This is a genomic window from Paenibacillus ihumii, assembly GCF_001403875.1.
Lineage (GTDB): Bacteria > Bacillota > Bacilli > Paenibacillales > Paenibacillaceae > Fontibacillus > Fontibacillus ihumii.
In genome coordinates this window covers 437,046-459,060 of record NZ_LN884297.1, presented here as the reverse complement: position 1 = coordinate 459,060, position 22,015 = coordinate 437,046, and the positions used below count along the sequence as shown (strand labels likewise).

Sequence of the window (22,015 nt, the reverse complement as noted above, 5' to 3'; positions counted from 1 at the left end):
GGGAGTTTAATGGAACGGCAGAAAATCAAGAAGAGTCCGCTGCAGCGCTTTAAAATGACGCTAGGTGTACTGGCGTTAATCATCGTGGCAGCCTGCTCCAAGGTAGAGGGAAATACGGTGCAAGCCACTCGCGGCGAGAATCAGGAGATCATTCAGGTGGTGACCACGACGGGCATGATCGCCGACCTTGCCCAGGAAATCGGGGGGACGGAGGTTCAGGTGGAGGCTCTGATGCGCCCGGGGGTCGATCCCCACTTGTTCAAGGCTTCTCAAGGAGACATCCAGAAGCTGGATCATGCGGATATGGTATTTTACGGCGGCCTTCATTTGGAAGGGAAGATGACAGAAATCCTGGAGAAGCTGGAGCGGCATAAGCCTACGATTCCCGTCTCGAAGGATATCGATCAGGCCCTGCTTCGCTCGGGGGAAGATATTAACGGCACACAATTCGATCCGCACATCTGGTTCGATGTGAAGCTGTGGATTTCCGCTGCGGGAACGGTCCGGGACGCGCTTGTCGCTTATGACCCGGCTCATGCGGAGCTGTACAAGCAAAATGCCGAGGCGTATATCGGAAAGTTGAATGAGCTGGATGCCGAGATTAAGGAGAAAATCAACGAAATACCGGAAGCGGGACGGGTATTGGTTACGGCGCATGACGCCTTCGGATATTTCGGGGATGCCTACGGCATCAAGGTTATGGGCCTGCAGGGCATCAGTACGGCTGCTGAATACGGCTCGAAGGATGTCAGCAAGCTGCGCGATTATCTGGTTGAAAACAAGATCAAGGCGGTGTTCGTGGAATCCAGCGTTCCGCCGAAAGCGATGGAAGCGGTCATTGCCGGAGCCAAGGAGAAGGGGCATTCCGTGATCATAGGCGGAGAGCTGTATTCTGATTCGATGGGCGAGCCCGGCTCGGGAGCGGACACTTATATCACGATGGTTCGCCATAATGTTAACACCATTGTTGAAGCGTTGAAATAAGATGTAGGACGGCAGTGATGCCAGCGATTGCCTATGGAAAAAGGAGCGAAAACAGATGAACTCATATCCGTTGGAAGTGCAAAATTTAACGGTGGCCTATCAGAAGAAACCGGTACTCCGCTCCGTTTCTTTTCAAATTCCTTCCGGGAAGCTTATCGGCGTGCTCGGGCCGAATGGGGCGGGTAAATCCACGATGCTCAAAGCAGTGCTTGGATTGCTCCCGAAGGTGGACGGCGAGGTCAAGATTTTCGGAAAGCCGTATCAGGAGCAGCGCAAGCTGGTTGGCTATGTACCGCAGCGGGAGTCGGTGGACTGGGATTTCCCGACGAATGCGCTGGATGTCGTGATGATGGGTCGATACGGCCATTTGGGCTGGTTCCGCCGGCCTGGCGCGGAGGAGCGGCGGATTGCGCTTGATTGCCTGGGCAAAGTCGGCATGGCCGATTTCGCCGGCCGTCAGATCAGCCAGCTGTCCGGCGGCCAGCAGCAGCGGGTGTTTCTCGCGAGGGCCCTTGCCCAGAACGCCCAGCTGTATTTCATGGATGAGCCCTTCGCCGGGGTGGACGCGACGACGGAGAAGGCGATTATCGGGCTGCTTCACGAGCTGAAGGAGCAGGGCAAGACCGTATTGGTCGTCCACCATGATTTGTCTACGGTCAAGGAGTATTTCGACCATGTTCTCCTGCTTAACGGAGAGCTGGTTGCGGAGGGGACTACCGAGGATACCTTCACCCCGCAAAATTTGCAGAGAACGTACGGAGGGCGGATTGCCATGATCCAGGATTTCGCCGCCGTGCCGATAGAGATGGAGTGATCAAGGATGCTCGAATCTATGCTTGGATGGTTTAGCGATCCGAATATGAGATGGATTCTGATGGGATCTCTGCTGCTTGGCTTAGGCAGCGGGGTAATCGGTTCCTTCACGTTCCTGCGCAAGCAGAGTCTGCTGGGGGACGCGCTGGCCCATGCGGCTCTGCCCGGCATTTGCATCGCCTTCATGCTCAGCGGGGTGAAGTCGGTAGGGCTGTTCATGATCGGGGCGATACTGTCGGGAATGCTGGCGACGTTCGGAATCCATTTCGTAACCCGATACTCGAGAATCAAACAGGATGCCGCATTGGGCATTGTACTTACGGTCTTTTTCGGCATCGGGGTTGTCCTGATGACAAAAATTCAGCATAGCGGCAACGGCAATCAGAGCGGACTCGATAAATACATGTTCGGGCAGGCGGCTTCGATGATGCTGGCCGACGTCTACTTAATGGGCGCTGTGTCCCTTGCCCTCGTTCTAATATGTTTATTATTCTTTAAAGAATTCAAGCTGGTCAGCTTTGATCCCGGATTTGCACGCGGGATGGGGCTGAATGTCGGACTATATGAGCAATTGCTGCTTCTGTTAACGGTCGTCGCCGTAGTCGTCGGCATTCAGGCTGTCGGCGTCGTTCTCGTCGCCGCCTTATTAATTACCCCGGCGGTAGCTGCCCGCTACTGGACGGATGCGCTCGGCGTCATGGTAGTTCTGGCGGGATTGTTCGGAGCTCTGTCGGGAGTTACAGGCACATTGATCAGCTCGACCTTGTCGAATCTGCCGACGGGCCCTGTTACGGTGCTGGCGGCCACGGCGCTATTCGTCTTATCGATTATGTTTGCGCCGCGAAGAGGCCTGCTCGCGAAGTGGATCCGGCATAATCGCACGCGGAAGGCCGTCCGCAGGGGCCTGGAGGTTCAGACGGCAGCTGCGATGATCAGCCAGCATACGGCGGAAAGGGGGGCGGAATGATGTTCGATTTCTGGATTATCCTTACCGGGACGCTCGTCGCCGCCACCAGCGGCATTCTGGGCTGCTTTCTCGTCCTGCGCAAAATGTCGCTCGTCGGCGATGCGATCAGCCACTCCGTGCTGCCAGGCATTGCGATCGCCTTTATGGTCAGCGGCTCAAGGGATTCGCTGCTTATGATGGTTGGCGCAGCCGTGCTCGGGCTGATCACGGTATTCCTCATTCAATTGCTTCAGCAGGGGGGCCTGCAGTCGGACGCGTCGATCGGGATTGTCTTTACGGCGCTGTTTGCTATCGGCGTCATATTGATCAGCCGCAATGCTGCGAATATCGATCTTGATCTGGACTGCGTACTGTTCGGGGAGATCGCTTATGTGCAGTGGGACACTCTCATTATTAACGGCTATGATATGGGTCCTGCCGCCGTTTGGTTTCTCGGCATAACCCTGCTTATCGTTCTTGCTGTGATCGGCTTGTTCTACAAGCAGTTCAAAATATGCGCCTTCGATCCAGCGCTGGCCGCCGCCTTGGGTATTCCCGTCGCCCTGTTCCATTACCTGCTGATGGGGCTCGTGTCGCTGTCTACGGTAGCCTCTTTTGAAAGCGTCGGCGCCATACTCGTCGTCGGCATGCTGATCGTTCCGGCTGCCACGGCTTACCTGCTCACAGACCGCTTGAGCATCATGCTGCTGTACAGCGTATTGGTCGGTGCATTGAGCTCGGCCGGCGGATATTATTTCGCGAAGTGGCTGGATGCATCGATCGCAGGATCGATGATTACTGCTGCGGGGCTTCTGTTCCTGCTTGCGTTTCTGTTCTCTCCGCTTCACGGCCTGGTTGCAAGATTTAGCAAACGGCGGCGCATGAAATCCATGACGGCATAATGTGCAGGATATTTACAATGGCCCAGGCAGGGCCGCCTATTACAGAATAGGGCGTCCGGATCGTCGTTTGATCGCGTGATTGTCCCCTCAACAAGAAGCTGCATCTTCCGCAAATTGCGGGATGCGGCTTCTTTCATATTTTAAAAGTATTGAATGTTGATGAAGGAGTAATGTAATGTTATTAATAAATACTGCGAAGCAAAGGAGTTGTTGACGCTTGCTGATCAAGCTGAACGTTGCCGATTATGATACAGCCAAAAAGATGATTGATATACAACTTCCCGCCTACAAGGTCGAAGCGGAGCTGATGGGCTTCGATGGAATTCCTCAATTGAAGGATACCGTAGAAACGATTATGCAGAGCCGGGAGAAGTTCGTCGGCTACTTGCTGGAAGGGGAGCTGGCGGCCTTCATCTCTTACGAGGAGGCGGAGCAGGAAATTGAAATTTGCCGTCTCGTCGTCCACCCGTATCATTTCCGCAAGAAGATCGCCACCATTCTCGTCGAGCATGTCGTGGAGACGGTTGCGCAGGGCCGGCCGATCCGGGTAAGCACGGGAGCTCTGAATTTTCCGGCCAAGGGATTGTATCAAATGTTCGGCTTCCGCCAGGTCAGGGATGTCGAGGTTGCTCCAGGAGTATTCATTACCGAGCTCAGAAGAAACTAGGCCAACTGCAGAGGCTCTCCAGGTATGGTAGAATGGCCTTATATAGAGAGCAAAATTGCAACTTGGAATGGAGTGGAACTGGATTGAAATACAAACTGCTAGCACTGGATATGGATGGGACTTTGCTGAACAGCAATCATGAAATTTCCCCGGAGACGGAGCATTGGCTTCGCAAAGCGATGGCCGCGGGCGTTCATGTCTGCCTGTCAACCGGGAGAAACTACAATGAAGCCGTGCCCTACGGGAAGCAGCTCGGGCTCGAGACTCCGATGATTACGGTTAACGGCAGCGAGGTGTGGCGAACGCCCCATGAGCTGTATCATCGCGAATTGTTCGATTACCGGCTGATCGGGCAGATGTATGAAATCGCCAGGAAGATGGATGTCTATTTCTGGGCTTATGCCGTGGAAGGCTTATATAAAGAAGATAACTGGGACCCCAGCCTGCTGGAACGCAACCAGTGGCTCAAATTCGGTTATACGACCGAAGATGATGAGCTTCGCCATAAGATTAATATGGAGCTGCAAAATGTGAACGGATTGGAAATCACCAACTCTTCCCCTTATAATTTTGAAATTAACCCGCAAGGGGTTAACAAGGCAAGCGGAACGGCCCTCGTCTGCGATCTGCTAGGCATTCAAATGTCGGAGGTCGTGGCGGTTGGCGACAGCCTGAATGATCTGGCGGCCATCCAGGCGGCCGGACTTGGCGTTGCTATGGGAAATGCACAGCTCGCGGTGAAGGAGAATGCCGACGTGGTCACGGCCTCCAATGACGACGACGGGATAGCTCTGATCATTCGCGACTATATTTTGACGGAGGAGTGATCCGCCTTTGGATATACTCGGCTGGATTATTATAATTGCGCTGTTCGTGACAGGAATGGCCGGGGCGGTGTTCCCGGTGCTTCCGGGAGTGCTGGCCATTTATGCAGCATTTTTCGTTTATGGCTGGTTTTTCTCGTTCGAAGCATTGGGTCCGGTCTTCTGGATCGTCCAGACACTGATCGTCGCTGCCCTGCTGGTAGCGGATTATGCCGTCGGCGCCTGGGGCGTCAAGAAGTATGGGGGCAGCAAGCTGTCGGTATGGCTGAGTACGATCGGGATCATCGTCGGACCGTTTATTATACCGGCCTTCGGACTGATTCTGGGCCCGCTGATTGGCGCGATGATCGGAGAAATGATTAAGGGCGAAAGCCTGAGCAAGGCGTTCAAGGTCGGAATCGGCTCAGTTGTTGGCCTGTTCAGCAGCATGGCTGTGAAGATCGTACTGCAGCTTGTGATGATTATCCTGTTCGTGATATGGATCGCTGCTTTTTAGTCCGAAGGGCTGTATGTCTGCCTAATCGAGTGGAAAGAAGGAAAAATCTTTGTCCAAGAAGGAATCGTTTGTTAAAGGAACGTTGATATTGGCTGGAGCCGCGCTGATTGCCAGACTGCTTGGCTTATTCCAGCGCGTGCCGCTAGAGCATATTCTCGGAGATGTCGGGAACGCTTCTTATGTCCTGGCCAACGGAATTTATTTCATGCTCCTGCCGCTGGCTACGGCGGGCTTGCCGAGCACGCTGAGCCGGATGGTCTCCGAACGGCATGCCCTTGACCGGCCTGCCGAGTCAGAGCGGATTTATCAAGCTGCGCTCTGGTTCGCAGCCGTCACGGGCATTCTTATGTCTTTGTTTCTATATATTGCCGCGCCATATTATGCCGCTGCTTCCCGGGTGCCAGAGGCGGCCATCGCGATCCGGACGCTGGCGCCGGCCCTGCTGATTTTCCCTCTGATCGCCATTATCCGCGGTTATCTTCAAGGCCGCAACATTATGATCGCGGGCGGCATCTCTCAGGTTATTGAACAAATTGTGCGCGTCGGCTCCGGGATTTCGCTGGCCTTCGTGCTGTATCATATGAATGCCAAAGGCGAGGAGATTGCTGCGGCTGCGACGTTCGGGGCCGTGCTTGGCGGCGTGGCCGCGCTGGTCGTCATGCTGTATTTCAATGCGAAGACGAAGCGGCAGGACCGGAAGGACGGCCTGCTTCAGGCTAAGGACGATCCTAACCGGCTGCCCTTCTCAAAAATCTATCTGGAAATCTTTAAGCTGTCGATTCCGATCGTGCTGTCCTCGCTGACGGTGCCTGCGGTCAACTTCATCGACGGCTCGATTCTGAAGCCGCTGCTGAGCCAGCATATCGGCTCGGAGCAGGCGACCTATATTCTCGGCATCCTGGGGAACCGCGCCCAGATGATCGCGGGCATTCCGCCGATTCTGGCCATTGCGCTCAGCACGTCGCTTCTGCCGATTATTTCGGCCGCGTTTGCCCGGAAGGACGAGGAGCACCTCCACCGTCAGGTCACGCTGGCCATGCGCGTATCGGTATTGACGGGGATGCCGATGGTGATCGCCTTGACTACGGCGGCGTACTCCGTGAACGGGCTGCTGTTCAGTACCCGCGACGGGAGCAGCATCATCGCGCTGCTGACCTTCGGAACGATATTTCAGATCACGATGATGATCAGCAACTCGATCCTGATCGGCGTCGACAAGGTGAACCTCTCCATGGCTCACGTCGGCATCGGCGTGACCGTGAAGCTGGCGTTCAGCCTGATGCTCTCACGGCTGCTCGGGGTTTACGGCATCATCCTGGCGACGATCCTGTGCTTCCTGACGATCACGCTGCTTAACATCAGAACGATGAAGAAGATCGTTCCCTTCTCGATCATGGGCCGCCGCTGGACCGGCTTCCTCGTCACGGTCGTGCTGCTGTCCGCCGCTGGCTACGGCCTGAATCAGGCGGGGATCCTTCTGGTCTCCGTGCTGCCGGACCGCCTGGCGTTCTTCGTGACCTGCTGCATCGTCGGTCTGGCGGTCGTCGGCCTGTACCCGGTTCTGCTGGTCGTGTTGCGCGTCGTCCGGAAGGACGAGCTTGCAGCATATCCGGCGCCGCTCCGCAAGCTGCTGTCCCCGCTGATGCGGCTGCAGCGCGGCGGATTGCCCGGACAAGGCAGCTAGTCTGCCTTGAAGGGCTCGGCGGCGTCGTGGGCGAGCGCGGTCTTCAGCACGCCCGTCCGGTGCTCGCGGCTGATATCGCACAGCAGCGGCGCCTGAGGCGGGCCGATGCCATCCAGCGCGCTCGTGTCCTTGAGCCAATCCTCACGGGATATTGGCTCGTAAGGGGTGTCGCCCCAAGCATCCAGCAGCTTGGGGCTATAGAGACGCGAGCCGGGCGGCAGCGTCTCCCCCTCCAGAAGCTCTGACCCCTGCAGGGGGGCGGTCAGAGCTTCTTCTTTATTGGCCGTGAAAATGTCCGGCCAATAATCGGCGCGCGAGCCGCTGTGCGGCACCTGTCTCGTATGCACATCTATCAAATGTTCGGTTTCCGTCAGGTCAGTGATGTCGAGGTTGCTCCAGGAGTATTCATTACCGAGCTCAGAAGAAACTAGGCCAACTGCAGAGGCTCTCCAGGTATGGTAGAATGGCCTTATATAGAGAGCAAAATTGCAACTTGGAATGGAGTGGAACTGGATTGAAATCGAAGGCCTCGGCGCCGCTGCGCACGGCGCGGAGGCCCATGAGCATCGCGTAGAGGCTTTTGCCCATCGCGATGCGGGCGGGGAGGCTGCCGAAGTCGCTGACGGTTCGGCCGGCCAGGCGGGTGACGCTCGTCCCGTCGAGCAGCGGGAGGATCAGCTGGTTCAAGCCCGACAGGCTGTACAGGTGGAAATTCGTTTTCTCGCTGACATGCCTCTGATAGAACGGGTGCTTGACCACCCGCTGCTCGATATAGTTCTGCTCGTTGATGATGAGGCCGACGGTCAGCAGGGCGCTGCCCCGGTCGATCCAGAAGCGCTCCCAGAAGGGCCTCATGAACCGCGACACGCTGAAATAACGCAGCAAGTGGAACTGGCTGGCGCCGAGCTCGCGGCTTTTGCGGTACAGCAGCAGCTGCGGATAGGCGTCTTGAAAAATAAGCGCATTGCTGCGCTCCAGAAACCGGTACGTCGACCGCTTGCCTTCCTCGCTCAGCACATCGGCCACCCGGCTGCCGCGGAGATCGGTCATATTCCAGCCCGCATTCCGGGACACCATATGGGCTAAGAAGGCCCAGTGGAGCTCGGGACAGGCTTCATAGCATTCGAGATACGCGGCGGTGCGCGTAATGTTGCTGATGCCGGCACGGCTCGTTGCCGTCATGATATCCTCGGCCAGCTCCCGGTCGTCGCGGGTCCACTCCTCGTCCTCCTGCGTGCGGTAAGCCGCTCCCCGCTTCAAGAGCTCCTCGATCTCGCCGGAGACCGTACGGGCCGAAGCCTCGCTCCAGGGAAGCGGAAGGCGCTCCTCGCGAAGCCGGGAGGAGTGGGCGAAGTCCTCCGCTTTGCCGCGGATCGCATCCCGCACGGCAGCCGGCAGGTCCAGCAGCACCCGCTTGAGACGATTCTGCTTCATGTGCGTTCCTCGCTTTATTTTTCATAACTTTTATTACAAAGTATGGCCTAAAGATTTGACTTCCACTCTCCAATTTGATTGACTAAACTAGAGAACGATACGGAAGGGAATGATCTCAAGTGAAACAAGTGGCATCCGCCGGAGAATTCAATGTCAGCATTCAATCGAGCAATTTAGTGGTCGCTGTGTTCAAAGCAGACTGGTGCGGCGATTGTAAATTTATCGATCCATTCATGCCGGAGGTCGAGGAGAAATATGCGGATCGCTTGACCCTCATTGAAGTCGATGTCGACAAAGTGGGCGAGGTCAGTCAGGAGCAGAACATTCTGGGCATTCCGAGCTTCGTTGCGTATACCGATGGAAGAGAGCTGGTCAGATTCGTGAACAAGCTGCGGAAGTCGCGCGAGGAAATCGAGGATTTCCTGAACAAGGCGCTGGCCGTGTACCATACGCTCCATGATACGCCGGAGAGAAAAGAATAGCTGCTTCACAGCTTGACCTGTCAGCAGCGGTATCAACAACATAAATCACATCGCTCTTCGCAATCACGGAAGGGCGATGTTTTATTTTTGAACATTTTGTCACAGTTTTACTATGTCGTCCCGTTCCTTATCGGTTATAATGAAGAATGATTTATTGCAATTGCCTATTTTATAGAGGAAAAGCCGTTCTTATTAATCCTAAATTGCAGGTGAGAAACCTTTGAACACGAAGCAACTGAAATGGATCGCTTATCTATCTTGTTTTGTTATGTTTCTGGCTACTCTGGGCGGAAGCGTTGTCACGAAGACGGAATCGGGGCTTGGCTGCGGCAATGAATGGCCGCTCTGCCATGGCAAATTCGTTCCGGCCCATACGTTAGCCTCCATGATCGAATATTCACACCGGGCGGTCAGCGGAGCTGCCGGCTTGCTGGCCGTTGCGGCTTTCATTGCCTTCTGGCGGTATCGCAAGAACCGCAAGGACCTGCAGGCCTATTCCCTCTTGGCTCTGATTTTTGTTATGGTTCAGGCTTTCATGGGAGCGATGGCTGTCGTTTATCCGACGTCCTCGGCGGTCATGGCGCTGCATTTCGGCTTCTCGCTGATCGCCTTTGCCAGCTCAATCATGCTGGTGCTCGGCATCCGCGAGGATGAAGCCAGGCTGGGGATGGCGCCTTCGGCTCCCGCAGCCCGGGTATCCAAGTCATTCCGCAATCTGGTATGGGTGACGACCGCATATACTTATATTGTTGTATATATAGGGGCTTACGTGAGCCATACCGACTCCGCAGGCGGATGCCTGGGGTGGCCGCTTTGCAACGGGCAGCTGATCCCGTCGGAGCTGTCGGGCGGCGTCGGCATTGCCTTTCTGCACCGGATAGCAGCTGCTCTGCTGCTGGTTCTTATTGCGATCCTGGGGCATATCGCCTTCTGGAGGAATCGCGATAACCGCGAGATCCGCAATCTGGGCCTGGCGGCCACGATCCTTGCGGTCATTCAGGTGTTTACGGGAGCGAGCATCGTGTTTACGATGACCAATTATCACGTCTACTTATTTACGTCGCTGGCGCATATCGTTGTTCTGGCCGCCTTGTTCGGCGTGCTGTCGTATTTATGCGTCCGGACCTGGCAAATGAGCCGCTTGCGCAGCGAGCAGGCCCAGGGGCAAGAGCCGCGGAAGGGCGTTAAATCCGCTCAATCGTAGCAAGCTAAGAAGGTGCCTGATGAATAGCTTATAATGGTGCGAGAATAAGAGTTGTGATCATGATCATTATTGAGGAAGCGGGGAATGGATATGCTGCGTGCTCTACTTGGCGAGCCTCCGAGACAGAATGAAGGATTATTGGCAGATACGATGGAAGCCATGTCCAAGACGCTGAAGCTGCTGCGCAAAGAAATGGAGCAGAGTCAGGATCCCTCGCATGACTTTCGCAAGCTTGAAATATGGATTTACGGCTTGATCGCTTCCCTCGATGAGCTGGAGCAGTGCAAATATGCGGCTCACTTCTTCCGGCGGAAGGTGACCCAGGATTATTTGGAGGATATGCCCCCTAGCGAGCAAAGTGATTATGCCAGGTATGTTTATTTTTACAAGGATGGCTTCATTCGTGTATTCTCGACACTGGACAAGCTGGGAACGGTGCTGAACGAAATGTTCGAGCTGAATACATCCAAGGTGAAGGCGCATTTCTCCTATTTCACGGTGCTGCGCCAATTCCGGTATTTGAAGGTACACCTAGAGCTGGCCAATGAGCTGTTTGTCATCAAGGACAAGTACAAGGAGTCGATGAGCGTGCTGCGCCGCCGCCGCAATACGGAAATCCATTACATGAACGCGGAAATGCAGGACGACTTATGGCAGCGGCATCAAGGTCTGGACGGCAAAATCGAGCTCGAGGACCTGGACAAGCATCTTCATGATTTGGAGCACGGCTACTTGATGGTATGCGAGAGCCTGCATGCGGTGTTTGCCTACACGAACCAGAGATGGAAAAAAGTTAAACAGAGTTAACGCATAGTTATAAAGCAATTTCCTTTGACAAAAACGGGGAAAGAATCTATACTCTATTTCTAGAACAGTTTCAGAAAGATTCATTCGGGATCTTTCAAATAATTTCATATTTTCTTATCAAGAGAGGCGGAGGGAAAGGCCCGATGAAGCCCAGCAACCGATTTGCATAGAACTGCAGCGTGGATAGCTGCAGCTTGTGGCAAATGTCATGGTGCTAATTCCTTCAAGATCGCATGGCGTAAAGAACAGCGGTTTTGGCAGATGAGAAGGCATTGTCTTTACGTAAAGAGAGCCCTCTGAATCTGTAGGGCTCTTTATTTATATAGGCTATCAGCGAGGGATGAATTGCTGCTGCAGGGCGTTCGTGCGGGACGATTGCTGTGATGCTATCGCTATGATGGAGTTAATGAAGCGATGATGGAATTAGCTGATGCGATAGTGCAGTTAGCTGATGCGATAGTGCAGTTAACTGATGCGGTAGTTCAGTTAGCTGATGCGATAGTGCAGTTAGCTGATGCGATAGTGCAGTTAGCTGATGCGATAGTGCAGTTAACTGATGCGGTAGTTCAGTTAGCTGATGCGATAGTGCAGTTAACTGATGCGATAGTTCAGCTAGCTGATGTGATAGTGCAGTTAGCTGAAGCGATGATGCAGCTTGCGCTTCGAGGGTACGTGCTCAAGGAGCAAGGCTCGGGCTTGTTGGCTCAGAGCAGTTCCTGCGTGGCGCGCTTGACGACATTCACACGTGGAGCCGAAATTTTGCAATATGATGATCATACAGCTTGCGATATTATGAACGGGAGGACACTAGCTTGATTGAACTTAAACAGCTCACTAAAACCTATGGCACCAAGAAAAAAGCGACTACCGCTTTGTCCGGGCTGAACCTTACCGTGAAGAAGGGAGAAATCTTCGGGGTCATCGGCCATTCCGGTGCCGGTAAGAGTACACTGATCCGCTGCATCAATTTGCTGGAGCGGCCGACGGAGGGCGAGGTATGGGTAGGCGGTGTGGAGCTGACCAAGCTGAAGCGCCGGGAGCTTCAGCTGCAGCGCCGGAAAATCGGCATGATATTCCAGCACTTCAACCTGCTGTCCTCCGCGAACGTCTACGACAATATCGCATTTCCCTTGAAGCTGATGGGCGTTCCCAAAGCGCAAATCAGCGCTAAAGTGAACGAGCTTCTGGAGCTCGTCGGTCTGGCCCAGCATCAGAAGAAATATCCCGCCCAGCTGTCTGGAGGGCAGAAGCAGCGGGTGGGCATCGCCCGGGCGCTCGCCAGCGATCCCGATGTACTGCTGTGCGACGAGGCGACCTCCGCCCTTGATCCGCAGACAACGGATTCGATTCTGAATTTGCTGCTGGAGATTAACCGCAAGTTCAATCTGACGATTCTGCTGATTACTCACGAAATGCACGTCATTCAGCGCATCTGCGACCGGGTAGCCGTCATTCATCAAGGCGGCATCGTCGAGGAAGGCCCCGTCGCCGAGGTGTTCCTCAAGCCGAAGCACGCGGTTACGCGCGAATTCATCAGCCGGGAGCTGGCCGACGAGGAAGGATTCCGGCAGGTTTCCTCGGTTCCGCTTCCCGCGTGGGCACGGCTGGTCAGAATTACGTTCCTGGGCGCCAAAACCTATGAATCCGTACTGTCTCAGGTCGTGAGGGAGACGGGGGTTAATTTCGCTATTTTGCAAGGGACGATTTCAACGATTAAGGATATTCCTTACGGTCAGTTGACAGTCTCCTTCGAAGGGGACAATGCGAAGGTGGACGAGACGCTGAAGCTGCTTCGGGAGCGAGATCTTGATGTGGAGGTGATCGGGTAATGACGGAATTGGATTTCTCGAAAATCAATTGGGATGAAATGCGCACCGCCACAGGCGATACGCTGCTCATGATGGGCTATGCGACCCTCTTCACCTTCTTGATCGGCCTGCCGCTGGGGATTCTGCTGTACAGCTTCTCGAGGTCGAACCATTGGTTTATCGGCTTGCTCTATAGGGTGCTGTCGCTCATCGTCAACATTCTCCGGTCCGTACCGTTCGTAATCCTGATCGTCGCGCTTATTCCGCTAACCCGGGCTATCGTCGGGGTATCGATGGGCGTGCAGGGAACGATTCCGCCGCTCGTTATCGGGGCTGCCCCATTCTTCGCGCGTCTCGTTGAGACGGCGCTGCGCGAGGTCGACCGCGGCGTCATCGAAGCTTCCCAGGCGATGGGAGCCTCTCCGCTGCAGGTTATCCGCAAGGTGCTGCTGCCTGAAGCGCTGCCGGGCCTGATCGCTGGAATGACGATCACGGCTGTCACGCTCGTCTCCTATACCGCGATGTCCGGCATGGTCGGCGGCGGCGGACTCGGGGACCTGGCCATCCGGTACGGCTATTATCGTTACCAGATGGAGGTCATGATTGTCTCGGTTGTTTTCATGGTCATTCTCGTGCAGCTGCTGCAAATGATCGGCGACCGCTTCGTTATTTATTTTACGCGGAAATAAGGAATTACAATATATATCGTGCTGCTGAGGATAAGAGTTCAAAAAGTTGCTTTTCAGCACCGGGAAGTTGCATGAGCTGAAGACTATGCCTCCGAAGTGAGTTTTGTTTTGCAAAACTATTAGGAAGTGCAGAGTACAGGCAGAACCACATGAGCAGCTACCCTGTTTACAGAGGAAACATGCTGCGAAAGCATAGGCTCTTCGTGGGGGAATGCAGGATTCGATGAGAAATTGCATCTTGAATGACTTGGTGATCAAAAGATAACTTTTTGAACTACCTTTAGCACATCCTTATTCAACAAAACATATTCATTAGGAGGGCATACTGTAATGAAGAAATGGACACTATCTTTCTTGACGTTTGCGCTTGTTCTAGTACTTGCCGCTTGCGGAAGCAATGCCAAGAGCAATGGCAACGGGGCTGCGGAAACGCCGCAGAACAACGCTGGAAATGCGGAGCAATCCGCACCGGCAGAACCGGTTAAACTGGTTGTGGGCGCTACTGTGCCGCATGCAGACATTCTGAAGTTCATCGCTCCGAAGCTGAAAGAAGAAGGCATTGAGCTGGAAGTTAAAGAGTTTACGGACTATGTTCAACCGAATGTGCAAGTATTCGAGAAGCAGCTGGATGCCAACTACTTCCAGCATCAGCCGTATCTGGATGACCAAAACGAGAAGAATAATATGGATCTTGTCTCCGTTGTAGGCGTTCATGTCGAGCCTTTCGGCGCATACTCCAAGAAATATACATCCGCTGATGAAATCGCCGACGGCGCAAAGGTAGCTATTCCTAATGACGCTACCAACGGCGGACGCGCACTCCTCCTGCTGGAGAAGCAAGGCCTGATCAAGCTGAAGGAAGGCGCAGGCATTGCGGCTACGAAGGCTGACATAGTTGAGAACCCTAAGAACCTGGAAATTAAAGAGCTTGACGCTGCTATGCTCCCTCGTCAATTGGATGAGGTAGACTTCGCTTTGATCAATACGAACTATGCGATCGAAGCCGGCTTGAACCCGATCAAGGACTCCCTGTTCATTGAGGATAAGGATTCCCCATATACGAACCTTCTGGTAGCCCGTCCGGACAACAAAGACTCCGATGCGATCCAGAAGCTGGCTCAAGCTCTGACCTCGGATGACGTAAGAAAGTTCATTGAAGAGACGTACGAAGGAGCATTGGTTCCTGTATTCTAATTGCGTCATCATACGCTTGAATCCAAGTCCCGTACACCCTTTTGGGTGTGCGGGATTTTTTTAAGATATACGGTAATATATTCTTCATGTGATCCGGTATCCAGTCAAACAAGATAAATGGATTTGTAGTATTAAAACTTTGAAATCTAGCGTAAATATATATTTAAGAGGATTGCGTGTCATTAAATATAAGTTTTAAGGTAGGATGAGGCAAATCAAGCAGTTTAAATACGTGATTTCCAACTAAATTCCTGAACATGACCTAATGCGCAAAAACAAATACAGAAATTCCAACTAAATCAGGCTCACTTCTCCCAAAGTCGCTTACCTTGCTCAAAGTCGCTTACCTTGCTCAAAGTCGCTTACCTAACTCAAAGCCGCTTACCTTGCTCAAAGTCGCTTACCTAACTCAAAGCACCTTACCTAACTCAAAGCCGCTTACCTTGCTCAAAGTCGCTTACCTAACTCAAAGCACCTTACCTAACTCAAAGCCGCTTACCTTGCTCAAAGTCGCTTACCTTGCTCAAAGTCGCTTACCTAACTCAAAGCACCTTACCTAACTCAAAGCCGCTTACCTAACTCAAAGCACCTTACCCAGCTCAAAGCCGCTTACCTAACTCAAAGCACCTTACCTAACTCAAAGCCGCTTACCTAACTCAAAGCGGTTGAGCTGCAATAACGGATGTCGTCAGCAGCATCTCTCTTCTTTCTGTTTTTTAGTTGTGAATTGGAGTTTGTACTCTTAAGGCCTAGGCCTTGTCGTTTGTGGGAAAGCTTCAAATCTTTTATAATTGATATAGGTGTATGTAGGATGAGGAGGAGAAGGACATTGAAGGGAAAAGTCGCCCTGATTACCGGAAGCGCCAAAGGACTTGGCAGAAGGACGGCGCTGACGCTTGCGGAACAAGGATGTCATATCGCACTAAACTATGTACATAGCGAAGCTGAAGCCTTCGACCTGAAGCGTCAGATCGAGGGGCTTGGCGTATCCTGCATCGCGGTGCGGGCTGATATTTCGCGGCGCGAGGAGATAGAAGGCTTGGCCCATGAGGTCGCGTCCGAGCTGGGAACCGTCGATATTCTCGTCAACAATGCTGGACCGTTCATCCGGGAGCGGCGCTTGTTTGCGGATTACAGCCAGGCTGAAATATTGTCCATGATCGAAGGCAACCTGGTCGGCACGATGCTGCTTGATCATTATGTGCTGCAGGGAATGCGGGACAAGGGCTGGGGACGCATCATCCATTTCGGCTTCGGGCATGCGGCAGAGTCGCGGGCCTGGCCGCATCGGGCGGTGTATGCTGCAGCCAAGACGGGGCTCGTGTCCTTCACGAAGACGCTGGCTGTAGAGGAAGCGCCGTACGGAATTACCGTGAACATGGTTTGTCCGGGAGACATTCGGGGGGACAATAAGGAAATCACGATCGAGGAGGCGCGGCGGCTCTCGGATGGGGAGACTCCGTTGGGACGCCCGGGCAGCGGCGAGGACATATCGAGGGTGATCGCATTTCTATGCCATCCCGATTCCGATTTCATTACGGGCAATATTATGGATATTTCCGGCGGACTCGATCCGATCCGGCCATGGATTAAACCTTCCTGATGCGATAAGAGCATGCATTACTAACAAAGAATGATATTAAAAAAGCAGATTAACAAAAAGAAAAACTCGGCCGATCCGGCAAGACCGGAGAAGCCGAGTTTCTTAAAATTACGGAATACTGTGTCAGCCGGAGCTGATGATTCCATAATATATTCGAGTTTTGTATCTGAAGGAGTTATTTGCGTTAGAATACTTGGACGACCTCTTGTACGCCTTCCACTTCTTCAAACAGCGCGCGCTCGATACCCGCTTTAAGGGTGATTGTGGAGCTTGGGCAGCTGCCGCATGCGCCTACCAGCTTCAATTTAACGATGCCATCCTCAACGTCGACGAGTTCAACGTCGCCACCGTCGCGTTGCAGGAAGGGGCGAAGCTTATCCAGAACTTCCAATACTTCGTCATACAATTTATCTTGTACATTTTCGCTCATTGTTTTCAACTCCTTTCCTTTATATATTATAGTACAAATAAGCTCAAAATTAAATGGTTCGTAAAATGGGGGATGCCGAGTTGAAGGTTATTGTTGAATTTTGTGCGAACAACGCCCATTTCGGAACGGATGAGGTCATGAAAAAGCTGGAGCAGCATCCCGGCTGTGAGGTTTATGAATACGGCTGCCTTACCGGATGCGGCATGTGCTATATGTCGCCTTACGCGCTGGTGAACGGCGAGACCATCGAAGCCGAGACGGCCGAAGCTCTATATGATGCAATCGTTCGTATTATAGGTCAAATGGGATCGGACCATGCGTGAATTGAAGGAGGGCAGCTGGTTGGTTAGCCGATATGATGCCGGGATAACCAGAGGATACCGCTCTTGAGAATGCGGGGTACGCGTCCGGTTACCTGGGTTTTGCCCATCAATCCGAACCCCGCTTTTTTGCCGAGGGAGCCAAGAGTACCTTTGAGCTTCAGACGCTGGAGCCTTGGCTCCTCGCCGCGCCATAGCGCCGAGGCAATCTGAGCGATTTGCTGGCCTTGGCCTTCGGCCGCCTGCGCGCTCGGTGCAAAGGGAAGGCTCGCGCAGTCGCCGCATACGAAGACTTCGGGATGCTCGGGAATCTGGTAGTGCTCATTCAGCAGCACGCGGCCCTGGCGATCCTTGCCGACCTCCAGGCTGCGCACGATCGCGGGAGGCTGAATGCCTGCCGTCCAGATGGTCACATCGGAGGCGATTTCGCCATCGGCGTGATGGATGACTCCCTTCTCCAGCCCTGTCGTGGAGATATTCGACAGGGTCTCCACATCATGCTCATCAAACCACTTCGTCACATAGCCGGACACTTTGGAAGGGAAGGCTGACAGCACCCTTGCGCCGCGGTCGATGATGCTGATGTTGAGGTCGGGGCGGCTCTCCCTTAGCTCGGCGGCAATTTCCACACCGCTAAGCCCGCCGCCGACGACATTCACTCTGCCATAAGGCTTCAGATTGTTAAGCTGCAGATAGGCTTCACGTACGGCGGCAAAGGATTGAATGCCGAAGGAATACTCCTGGGCACCCGGAATGCCATGATAATTATCGGTGCAGCCTAGGGCGATCACGAGCTGGTCATATTCCAGCGGATCGCCTTCCTCGAAGTGGATAAAACGGCTCTCTAAATCGATCGAGCTGACTTCTCCGTATTTGATCTGCAATCCGGAATAGCTTGGAAACGGCACGCGCAGCTCATAATCGGAAGCTGTTCCGGCAGCTAAGGCATAATATTCGGTCTTCAAGCTTTGAAACGGCATTCGATCTACTAATATTACTTGAACGTCGGATGGTATAAATCCCTTGAACAGTTCATGAATAACGGCGGTTCCACCATAGCCTCCACCAAGAATGACGAATTGTTTCATCTTACCGATGTCCTTTCTATCCGGTTCTTCAGAGCTTTCGCTGTCCAAGAAGGCTTTACTCATAGATTTGAATTTCGTTATAGAAGGTGTCCCGCTCGACGGGGATGCGTCCGGCTCCTTGAATCAGCCAAATCAGCTCTTTGCGGGTCAGGCCTTCCGGAGTCAGAGCCCCCGCAGCGTGGCTGATCCGTTCTTTGATAATCGTGCCGTGCACGTCCGATGCGCCGAAGGTGAGCGCTACTTGGGTCAGCTGTACACCGATATTGATAAAATAAGCTTTAATATGTTGGATATTGTCAAGCATCAGCCGGCTGATCGCGATCGTCTTCAGATCCTCATAAGCAGAGTTGCGGCGGGTGATCCCGGCATTCTTGTTCCGCGGCTGCATCGACAGCGGGATGAACACCATGAAGCCGTTCGTCTCGTCTTGGAGCTCGCGGATTTGCAGCATGTGGCGAATGCGGTCCTCATGGCTCTCGATAGCTCCGTACAGCATTGTCGTATGGGTCTTCATGCCGAGCTGGTGCGCTGTGCGGTGTACATCGAGATATTGGTCGACGTTCGCTTTATCCACCTTCATTTTTTGCCGGTATTGATCGGACAGGATTTCAGCTCCGCCCCCTGTAAGGGTCTGGAGTCCCGCCTTCTGCAGCTCTACCAGCACTTCGCGCGTGCTCAGGCCGCTGATCCGCGTGAAGAACTCAATCTCTGCGGCGGTATATGCTTTAAGCGTTACTTCTGGGAAGCGATCCTTGAGCGCTTTGAGCGAGTCTACGTAATATTGGAAAGGCACATGATGGTTATGGCCGCCAACGATATGGAACTCGCGGATGCCCGGGTGAATATGCTGCTCTACGTAAGCGACCATCTCTTCGCCGCTTAAAGTGTACGAGCCTTCCTCCCCTTGATCCTTGCGGAAATTGCAAAATGCGCAGTAGGATTCGCATACGTTCGTAAAATATAAGCTCATATTCTCGATAAAATAAACCTTGCGCCCGTTCTTTCTGAGGTTGACCTCGTTTGCTAACTGACCAATGGTCAACAAATCGTCGCTTTCATATAAATATACCCCATCCTCGAGCGTTAGACGCTGTCCCTGACGAACCTTCGCTACGATGTCAGCCATTTTGCTGTCGATATTCGGGCTGATTGCTACAGACATGAAATAAAGACCTCCGTTTCCATTAGATGACTCCGGCGGCAATGGCAGGAGGGGATGTGAAATGAATCCCGCTGCCGTCGCTGCCATAACTGGAGAGCATCCAATTAGACAGTATGTACCACCCCCCCTATTATAAACTTCCGATTGTAAGTGGGCAACAAATTGTAATAAAAATCACATATCTTGAGAGGGACGGTGATGTGGAGTATACTTTAATAAAGTAAGGATAAGGAGTGTGAAGACAGATGATTAACATTTCAGATAGCGCAATGACCCGCATCAAGCAAATGCTGGAGCAGGAGGAAACGCCAGGCATGTTCCTTCGCCTCGGAGTGAACGAGGGCGGGTGCAGCGGTTTTTCATATGGCATGGGTCTGGACGATCAAGAGAGCGAGGAAGATGTGCATATGGAGGTTGGCGGCCTTAAGGTTGTTGTGGATAAGGACAGCATCCGCTATTTGAACGGGCTGGAGATTGACTACAAGGAATCCGGCATGAGCGGCGGCTTCACGATCCATAATCCCAATGCGATCGCTTCCTGCGGCTGTGGCCAATCGTTCCGCATGAAGGACGAAGAGGGCAAGCCTGAGGTTTGTGATTAACCATCTCATAGGGATGACAATTTTAGTGCGAGCGGAGCTTATTCCGCTCGTTATTTTGTTAAAATACGAACAAGCCGCTATCCCCTTGGGGAAAGCGGCTTGTTCGCTTGAACGATCATTTTATTCCTGCTGCGGCTTGTCTGGCCCGTCAACGGCAGGCCCGCCTACCGTAACTGTCACTTCGAGGTCGGTGGGTGTATGACCAGCGTCTTCCTCCTCATACAATTTGGAACGCTGTTCAAACCATTGGAAGAGATGGGTACATATGACCTTCAGCACAGCGTAGCCCGGAACGGCAAGAATGACACCGAGTACGCCGAAGAGATTGCCGGCCGTTAAAATGACGAAGATGATCGTGATCGGGTGGATCCGCAGGGTCTTGCCCATGATTTGCGGAGAGATGAATTTCCCCTCTACGAGCTGGACCACGGTCCATACGATGATCAGCTTCAGCAGCATGAATGGCGAGGTGACAATGGCGATGATCAAGGCAGGCGTAATCGCGATGGCCGGACCCAAATAAGGGACGATGCTGGTGAAGGCCGCGATGATGGCCAGCACCAGAGAATAATCAAGCCCGATAATCAGGAAGCCGATGTACAGCAGTACCCCGATACAGAAGCTGACGATGATCTGTCCGCGGATATACGAGCTGATTTGGCCGTTCGCTTCCGTCATCACGCGGTGGGTCTGTTCACGCAGCTTCACCGGAACGAAGCGCAGGATAAATTGGGGCAGCTTCTTTCCGTCCTTCAGCAAATAGAACAGGATGAACGGCACCGTAACCAGGGTGATCACGATATCGACGACGGCGCCAACAAATCCGCCGATGCTGCTAAAGGCATTCTGCAGAAGGGAGGATGCCCGCTCAGACAGCTTCTGGGCCAGATCCGTCAGACTGAAGCCGGTCGATTCTTGGAACTGGTAGTAGAAGTCGCTGCCGATCAGCGTTTCGAACTGCAGCTGTACTTCATAGCTGTATTTCGGGAAATTGTGAATCAATCCGGTCACCTGTTCCCGGACGAGCGGGATAACGGAGATAATGACGATCGTGATGATCCCGATAATGAACAAGTATAGCGCCGCGATCGTATAGACACGGGGTATGCCTTTCCGCTCCAGCCAATTTACAAGCGGGTTCAGCAAATAATAGATGGCCCCTGTCAAAAGGATCGGCACGAGAACCGTCTTTAGCAGCACGATCAAGGGCTTGAATACGAAGGATATTTTTGTCAGCACAAATATATTCAGACCGATCAGCAGCAGCACGAGCAAAAACAGCACGAAGCGATTGTTGATAAAAAATTTTCTGAAGCGTTCATTCCAATTTTGCGAACTACTCATGTACAGAATGTTCCCCCCTGTCAACGACCTAGTTGTTTCTACTATTATTAATACGTATGAATAAAAATTAGTTTCAGCAAATTTCAAAAAAAAGATTCATCCCCCGCTTTAAAAGAGCTAGTGGCATGAATCCTTCAGCATGCTGGCTGGCTATGCCGGCCGTCTATGAAAAAAATTGCTTCTGTAACATTAAAATGATCATTGCTGCAGCGATGAACGAAAATAAGATGGAGCCTCCCCCCAGCAGCCTGCGCGAGTTCTTGATAAATTTGATGCCTATGGCGAAAACGGCAACGGTAATTGCAATGAGGACGAGTGACATGGCAATCATAGCAATCCAGTACAATACCTCAAATAGCGATGCGGTATCCAAAACGTGATCCTCCTTTTCTCCTTCCAGGATAAAGCACTATACCAGATTACTATACGTCAAAACGTTGATTTTGCAAAGAAAAACAGCTCTTCCAAAACAGGCTCACGCTGTCGGACAAACATACAAGAACAGGAGCCTTGTCCTGAGTATGTATATTCT

General features: G+C 52.9%; 25 protein-coding genes and 1 riboswitch. Of the genes, 18 read left to right on the top strand and 7 right to left on the bottom strand.

Annotated features, from left to right (window positions below; genetic code table 11):
• Positions 1 to 9: 9 nt before the first annotated feature.
• From BN2762_RS04810 to BN2762_RS04775, 8 genes are all read left to right on the top strand, one after another.
• Entirely contained in the window at positions 10 to 984 is a 975-nt protein-coding gene (locus BN2762_RS04810) for a metal ABC transporter solute-binding protein, Zn/Mn family (protein ID WP_055105879.1), read from the top strand.
• Positions 985 to 1,039: 55 nt separating this feature from the next.
• Entirely contained in the window at positions 1,040 to 1,798 is a 759-nt protein-coding gene (locus BN2762_RS04805; RefSeq protein ID WP_055105878.1) for a metal ABC transporter ATP-binding protein, read from the top strand.
• 18 nt (positions 1,799 to 1,816) lie between these two features.
• The gene (locus BN2762_RS04800) at positions 1,817 to 2,764 is read left to right on the top strand and encodes a metal ABC transporter permease (protein ID WP_230202421.1); all 948 of its coding nucleotides are present in this window, start codon (positions 1,817 to 1,819) and stop codon (positions 2,762 to 2,764) included.
• On the top strand, positions 2,764 to 3,645 hold the full coding sequence (locus BN2762_RS04795) for a metal ABC transporter permease (protein WP_055105876.1): 882 nt from the start codon (positions 2,764 to 2,766) through the stop codon (positions 3,643 to 3,645). The genes BN2762_RS04800 and BN2762_RS04795 overlap by 1 nt, the downstream gene beginning before the upstream one ends.
• Positions 3,646 to 3,862: 217 nt before the next feature.
• Positions 3,863 to 4,312 carry a GNAT family N-acetyltransferase gene (locus BN2762_RS04790; protein WP_055105875.1) on the top strand — a complete coding sequence of 150 codons (450 nt, stop codon included), beginning with the start codon at positions 3,863 to 3,865 and terminating at the stop codon, positions 4,310 to 4,312.
• A gap of 32 nt (positions 4,313 to 4,344) precedes the next feature.
• Positions 4,345 to 5,139: a Cof-type HAD-IIB family hydrolase gene (locus tag BN2762_RS04785; RefSeq protein WP_055105874.1), complete on the top strand. Its 795-nt coding sequence runs from the start codon at positions 4,345 to 4,347 to the stop codon at positions 5,137 to 5,139.
• A 7-nt stretch (positions 5,140 to 5,146) separates the two neighbouring features.
• Positions 5,147 to 5,632 carry a DUF456 domain-containing protein gene (locus BN2762_RS04780; protein ID WP_055105873.1) on the top strand — a complete coding sequence of 162 codons (486 nt, stop codon included), beginning with the start codon at positions 5,147 to 5,149 and terminating at the stop codon, positions 5,630 to 5,632.
• Between the two features lie 49 nt (positions 5,633 to 5,681).
• A complete protein-coding gene (locus BN2762_RS04775; RefSeq protein WP_055105872.1) occupies positions 5,682 to 7,316 on the top strand; it encodes a putative polysaccharide biosynthesis protein in 1,635 nt (544 codons plus the stop codon).
• Here the strand turns inward: BN2762_RS04775 and BN2762_RS04770 are convergent.
• Both BN2762_RS04770 and BN2762_RS04765 read right to left on the bottom strand, forming a co-directional pair.
• Complete coding sequence (locus BN2762_RS04770; RefSeq protein ID WP_055105871.1) at positions 7,313 to 7,672, bottom strand: DUF2515 family protein; 360 nt, start codon at positions 7,670 to 7,672, stop codon at positions 7,313 to 7,315. The two genes, BN2762_RS04775 and BN2762_RS04770, sit on opposite strands and share 4 nt — an antisense overlap.
• A 61-nt stretch (positions 7,673 to 7,733) precedes the next feature.
• Positions 7,734 to 8,750 (bottom strand): DUF2515 family protein, encoded by a 1,017-nt coding sequence (locus BN2762_RS04765; RefSeq protein ID WP_230202420.1) that lies wholly within the window; start codon positions 8,748 to 8,750, stop codon positions 7,734 to 7,736.
• A 119-nt stretch (positions 8,751 to 8,869) separates the two neighbouring features.
• On the opposite strand from BN2762_RS04765, the gene BN2762_RS04760 reads away from it, so the two are divergent.
• The 8 genes from BN2762_RS04760 to BN2762_RS04725 all read left to right on the top strand — a co-directional run bounded on the left by BN2762_RS04760 (position 8,870) and on the right by BN2762_RS04725 (position 16,537).
• On the top strand, positions 8,870 to 9,232 hold the full coding sequence (locus BN2762_RS04760) for a thioredoxin family protein (protein WP_055105870.1): 363 nt from the start codon (positions 8,870 to 8,872) through the stop codon (positions 9,230 to 9,232).
• Between the two features lie 220 nt (positions 9,233 to 9,452).
• Entirely contained in the window at positions 9,453 to 10,436 is a 984-nt protein-coding gene (locus tag BN2762_RS04755; protein ID WP_055105869.1) for a COX15/CtaA family protein, read from the top strand.
• A 90-nt stretch (positions 10,437 to 10,526) separates the two neighbouring features.
• On the top strand, positions 10,527 to 11,243 hold the full coding sequence (locus BN2762_RS04750; protein WP_055105978.1) for a Cthe_2314 family HEPN domain-containing protein: 717 nt from the start codon (positions 10,527 to 10,529) through the stop codon (positions 11,241 to 11,243).
• A gap of 111 nt (positions 11,244 to 11,354) precedes the next feature.
• Positions 11,355 to 11,511: riboswitch (SAM riboswitch) on the top strand.
• 146 nt (positions 11,512 to 11,657) lie between these two features.
• A complete protein-coding gene (locus BN2762_RS26790) occupies positions 11,658 to 12,059 on the top strand; it encodes a YhgE/Pip domain-containing protein (protein WP_055105868.1) in 402 nt (133 codons plus the stop codon).
• On the top strand, positions 12,056 to 13,072 hold the full coding sequence (locus tag BN2762_RS04740; protein ID WP_055105867.1) for a methionine ABC transporter ATP-binding protein: 1,017 nt from the start codon (positions 12,056 to 12,058) through the stop codon (positions 13,070 to 13,072). Before BN2762_RS26790 ends, BN2762_RS04740 begins: the two co-directional genes overlap by 4 nt.
• Positions 13,072 to 13,740 (top strand): methionine ABC transporter permease, encoded by a 669-nt coding sequence (locus tag BN2762_RS04735; RefSeq protein ID WP_055105866.1) that lies wholly within the window; start codon positions 13,072 to 13,074, stop codon positions 13,738 to 13,740. The genes BN2762_RS04740 and BN2762_RS04735 overlap by 1 nt, the downstream gene beginning before the upstream one ends.
• A gap of 330 nt (positions 13,741 to 14,070) precedes the next feature.
• The gene (locus BN2762_RS04730) at positions 14,071 to 14,934 is read left to right on the top strand and encodes a MetQ/NlpA family ABC transporter substrate-binding protein (RefSeq protein ID WP_055105865.1); all 864 of its coding nucleotides are present in this window, start codon (positions 14,071 to 14,073) and stop codon (positions 14,932 to 14,934) included.
• Positions 14,935 to 15,763: 829 nt separating this feature from the next.
• Positions 15,764 to 16,537, top strand: a complete 774-nt coding sequence (locus BN2762_RS04725; RefSeq protein ID WP_055105864.1) for an SDR family oxidoreductase — start codon at positions 15,764 to 15,766, stop codon at positions 16,535 to 16,537.
• A 184-nt stretch (positions 16,538 to 16,721) separates the two neighbouring features.
• Here the strand turns inward: BN2762_RS04725 and BN2762_RS04720 are convergent, their stop codons facing one another.
• Positions 16,722 to 16,967 (bottom strand): NifU family protein, encoded by a 246-nt coding sequence (locus BN2762_RS04720; RefSeq protein WP_055105863.1) that lies wholly within the window; start codon positions 16,965 to 16,967, stop codon positions 16,722 to 16,724.
• 80 nt (positions 16,968 to 17,047) lie between these two features.
• Between BN2762_RS04720 and BN2762_RS04715 the strand changes: the two genes are divergently transcribed.
• Positions 17,048 to 17,290: a YuzB family protein gene (locus BN2762_RS04715; RefSeq protein WP_055105862.1), complete on the top strand. Its 243-nt coding sequence runs from the start codon at positions 17,048 to 17,050 to the stop codon at positions 17,288 to 17,290.
• A gap of 23 nt (positions 17,291 to 17,313) precedes the next feature.
• Here the strand turns inward: BN2762_RS04715 and BN2762_RS04710 are convergent, their stop codons facing one another.
• Complete coding sequence (locus BN2762_RS04710) at positions 17,314 to 18,375, bottom strand: NAD(P)/FAD-dependent oxidoreductase (protein ID WP_055105977.1); 1,062 nt, start codon at positions 18,373 to 18,375, stop codon at positions 17,314 to 17,316.
• A gap of 55 nt (positions 18,376 to 18,430) precedes the next feature.
• Entirely contained in the window at positions 18,431 to 19,537 is a 1,107-nt protein-coding gene (mqnE, locus tag BN2762_RS04705) for an aminofutalosine synthase MqnE (protein ID WP_055105861.1), read from the bottom strand.
• 245 nt (positions 19,538 to 19,782) lie between these two features.
• Between mqnE and BN2762_RS04700 the strand changes: the two genes are divergently transcribed.
• The gene (locus BN2762_RS04700; RefSeq protein ID WP_055105860.1) at positions 19,783 to 20,139 is read left to right on the top strand and encodes a HesB/IscA family protein; all 357 of its coding nucleotides are present in this window, start codon (positions 19,783 to 19,785) and stop codon (positions 20,137 to 20,139) included.
• Positions 20,140 to 20,259: 120 nt separating this feature from the next.
• On the opposite strand, the gene BN2762_RS04695 is transcribed toward BN2762_RS04700, so the two are convergent.
• Both BN2762_RS04695 and BN2762_RS04690 read right to left on the bottom strand, forming a co-directional pair.
• Entirely contained in the window at positions 20,260 to 21,483 is a 1,224-nt protein-coding gene (locus BN2762_RS04695; RefSeq protein WP_055105859.1) for an AI-2E family transporter, read from the bottom strand.
• A 163-nt stretch (positions 21,484 to 21,646) separates the two neighbouring features.
• The gene (locus BN2762_RS04690) at positions 21,647 to 21,856 is read right to left on the bottom strand and encodes a hypothetical protein (protein ID WP_055105858.1); all 210 of its coding nucleotides are present in this window, start codon (positions 21,854 to 21,856) and stop codon (positions 21,647 to 21,649) included.
• Positions 21,857 to 22,015: the final 159 nt, after the last annotated feature.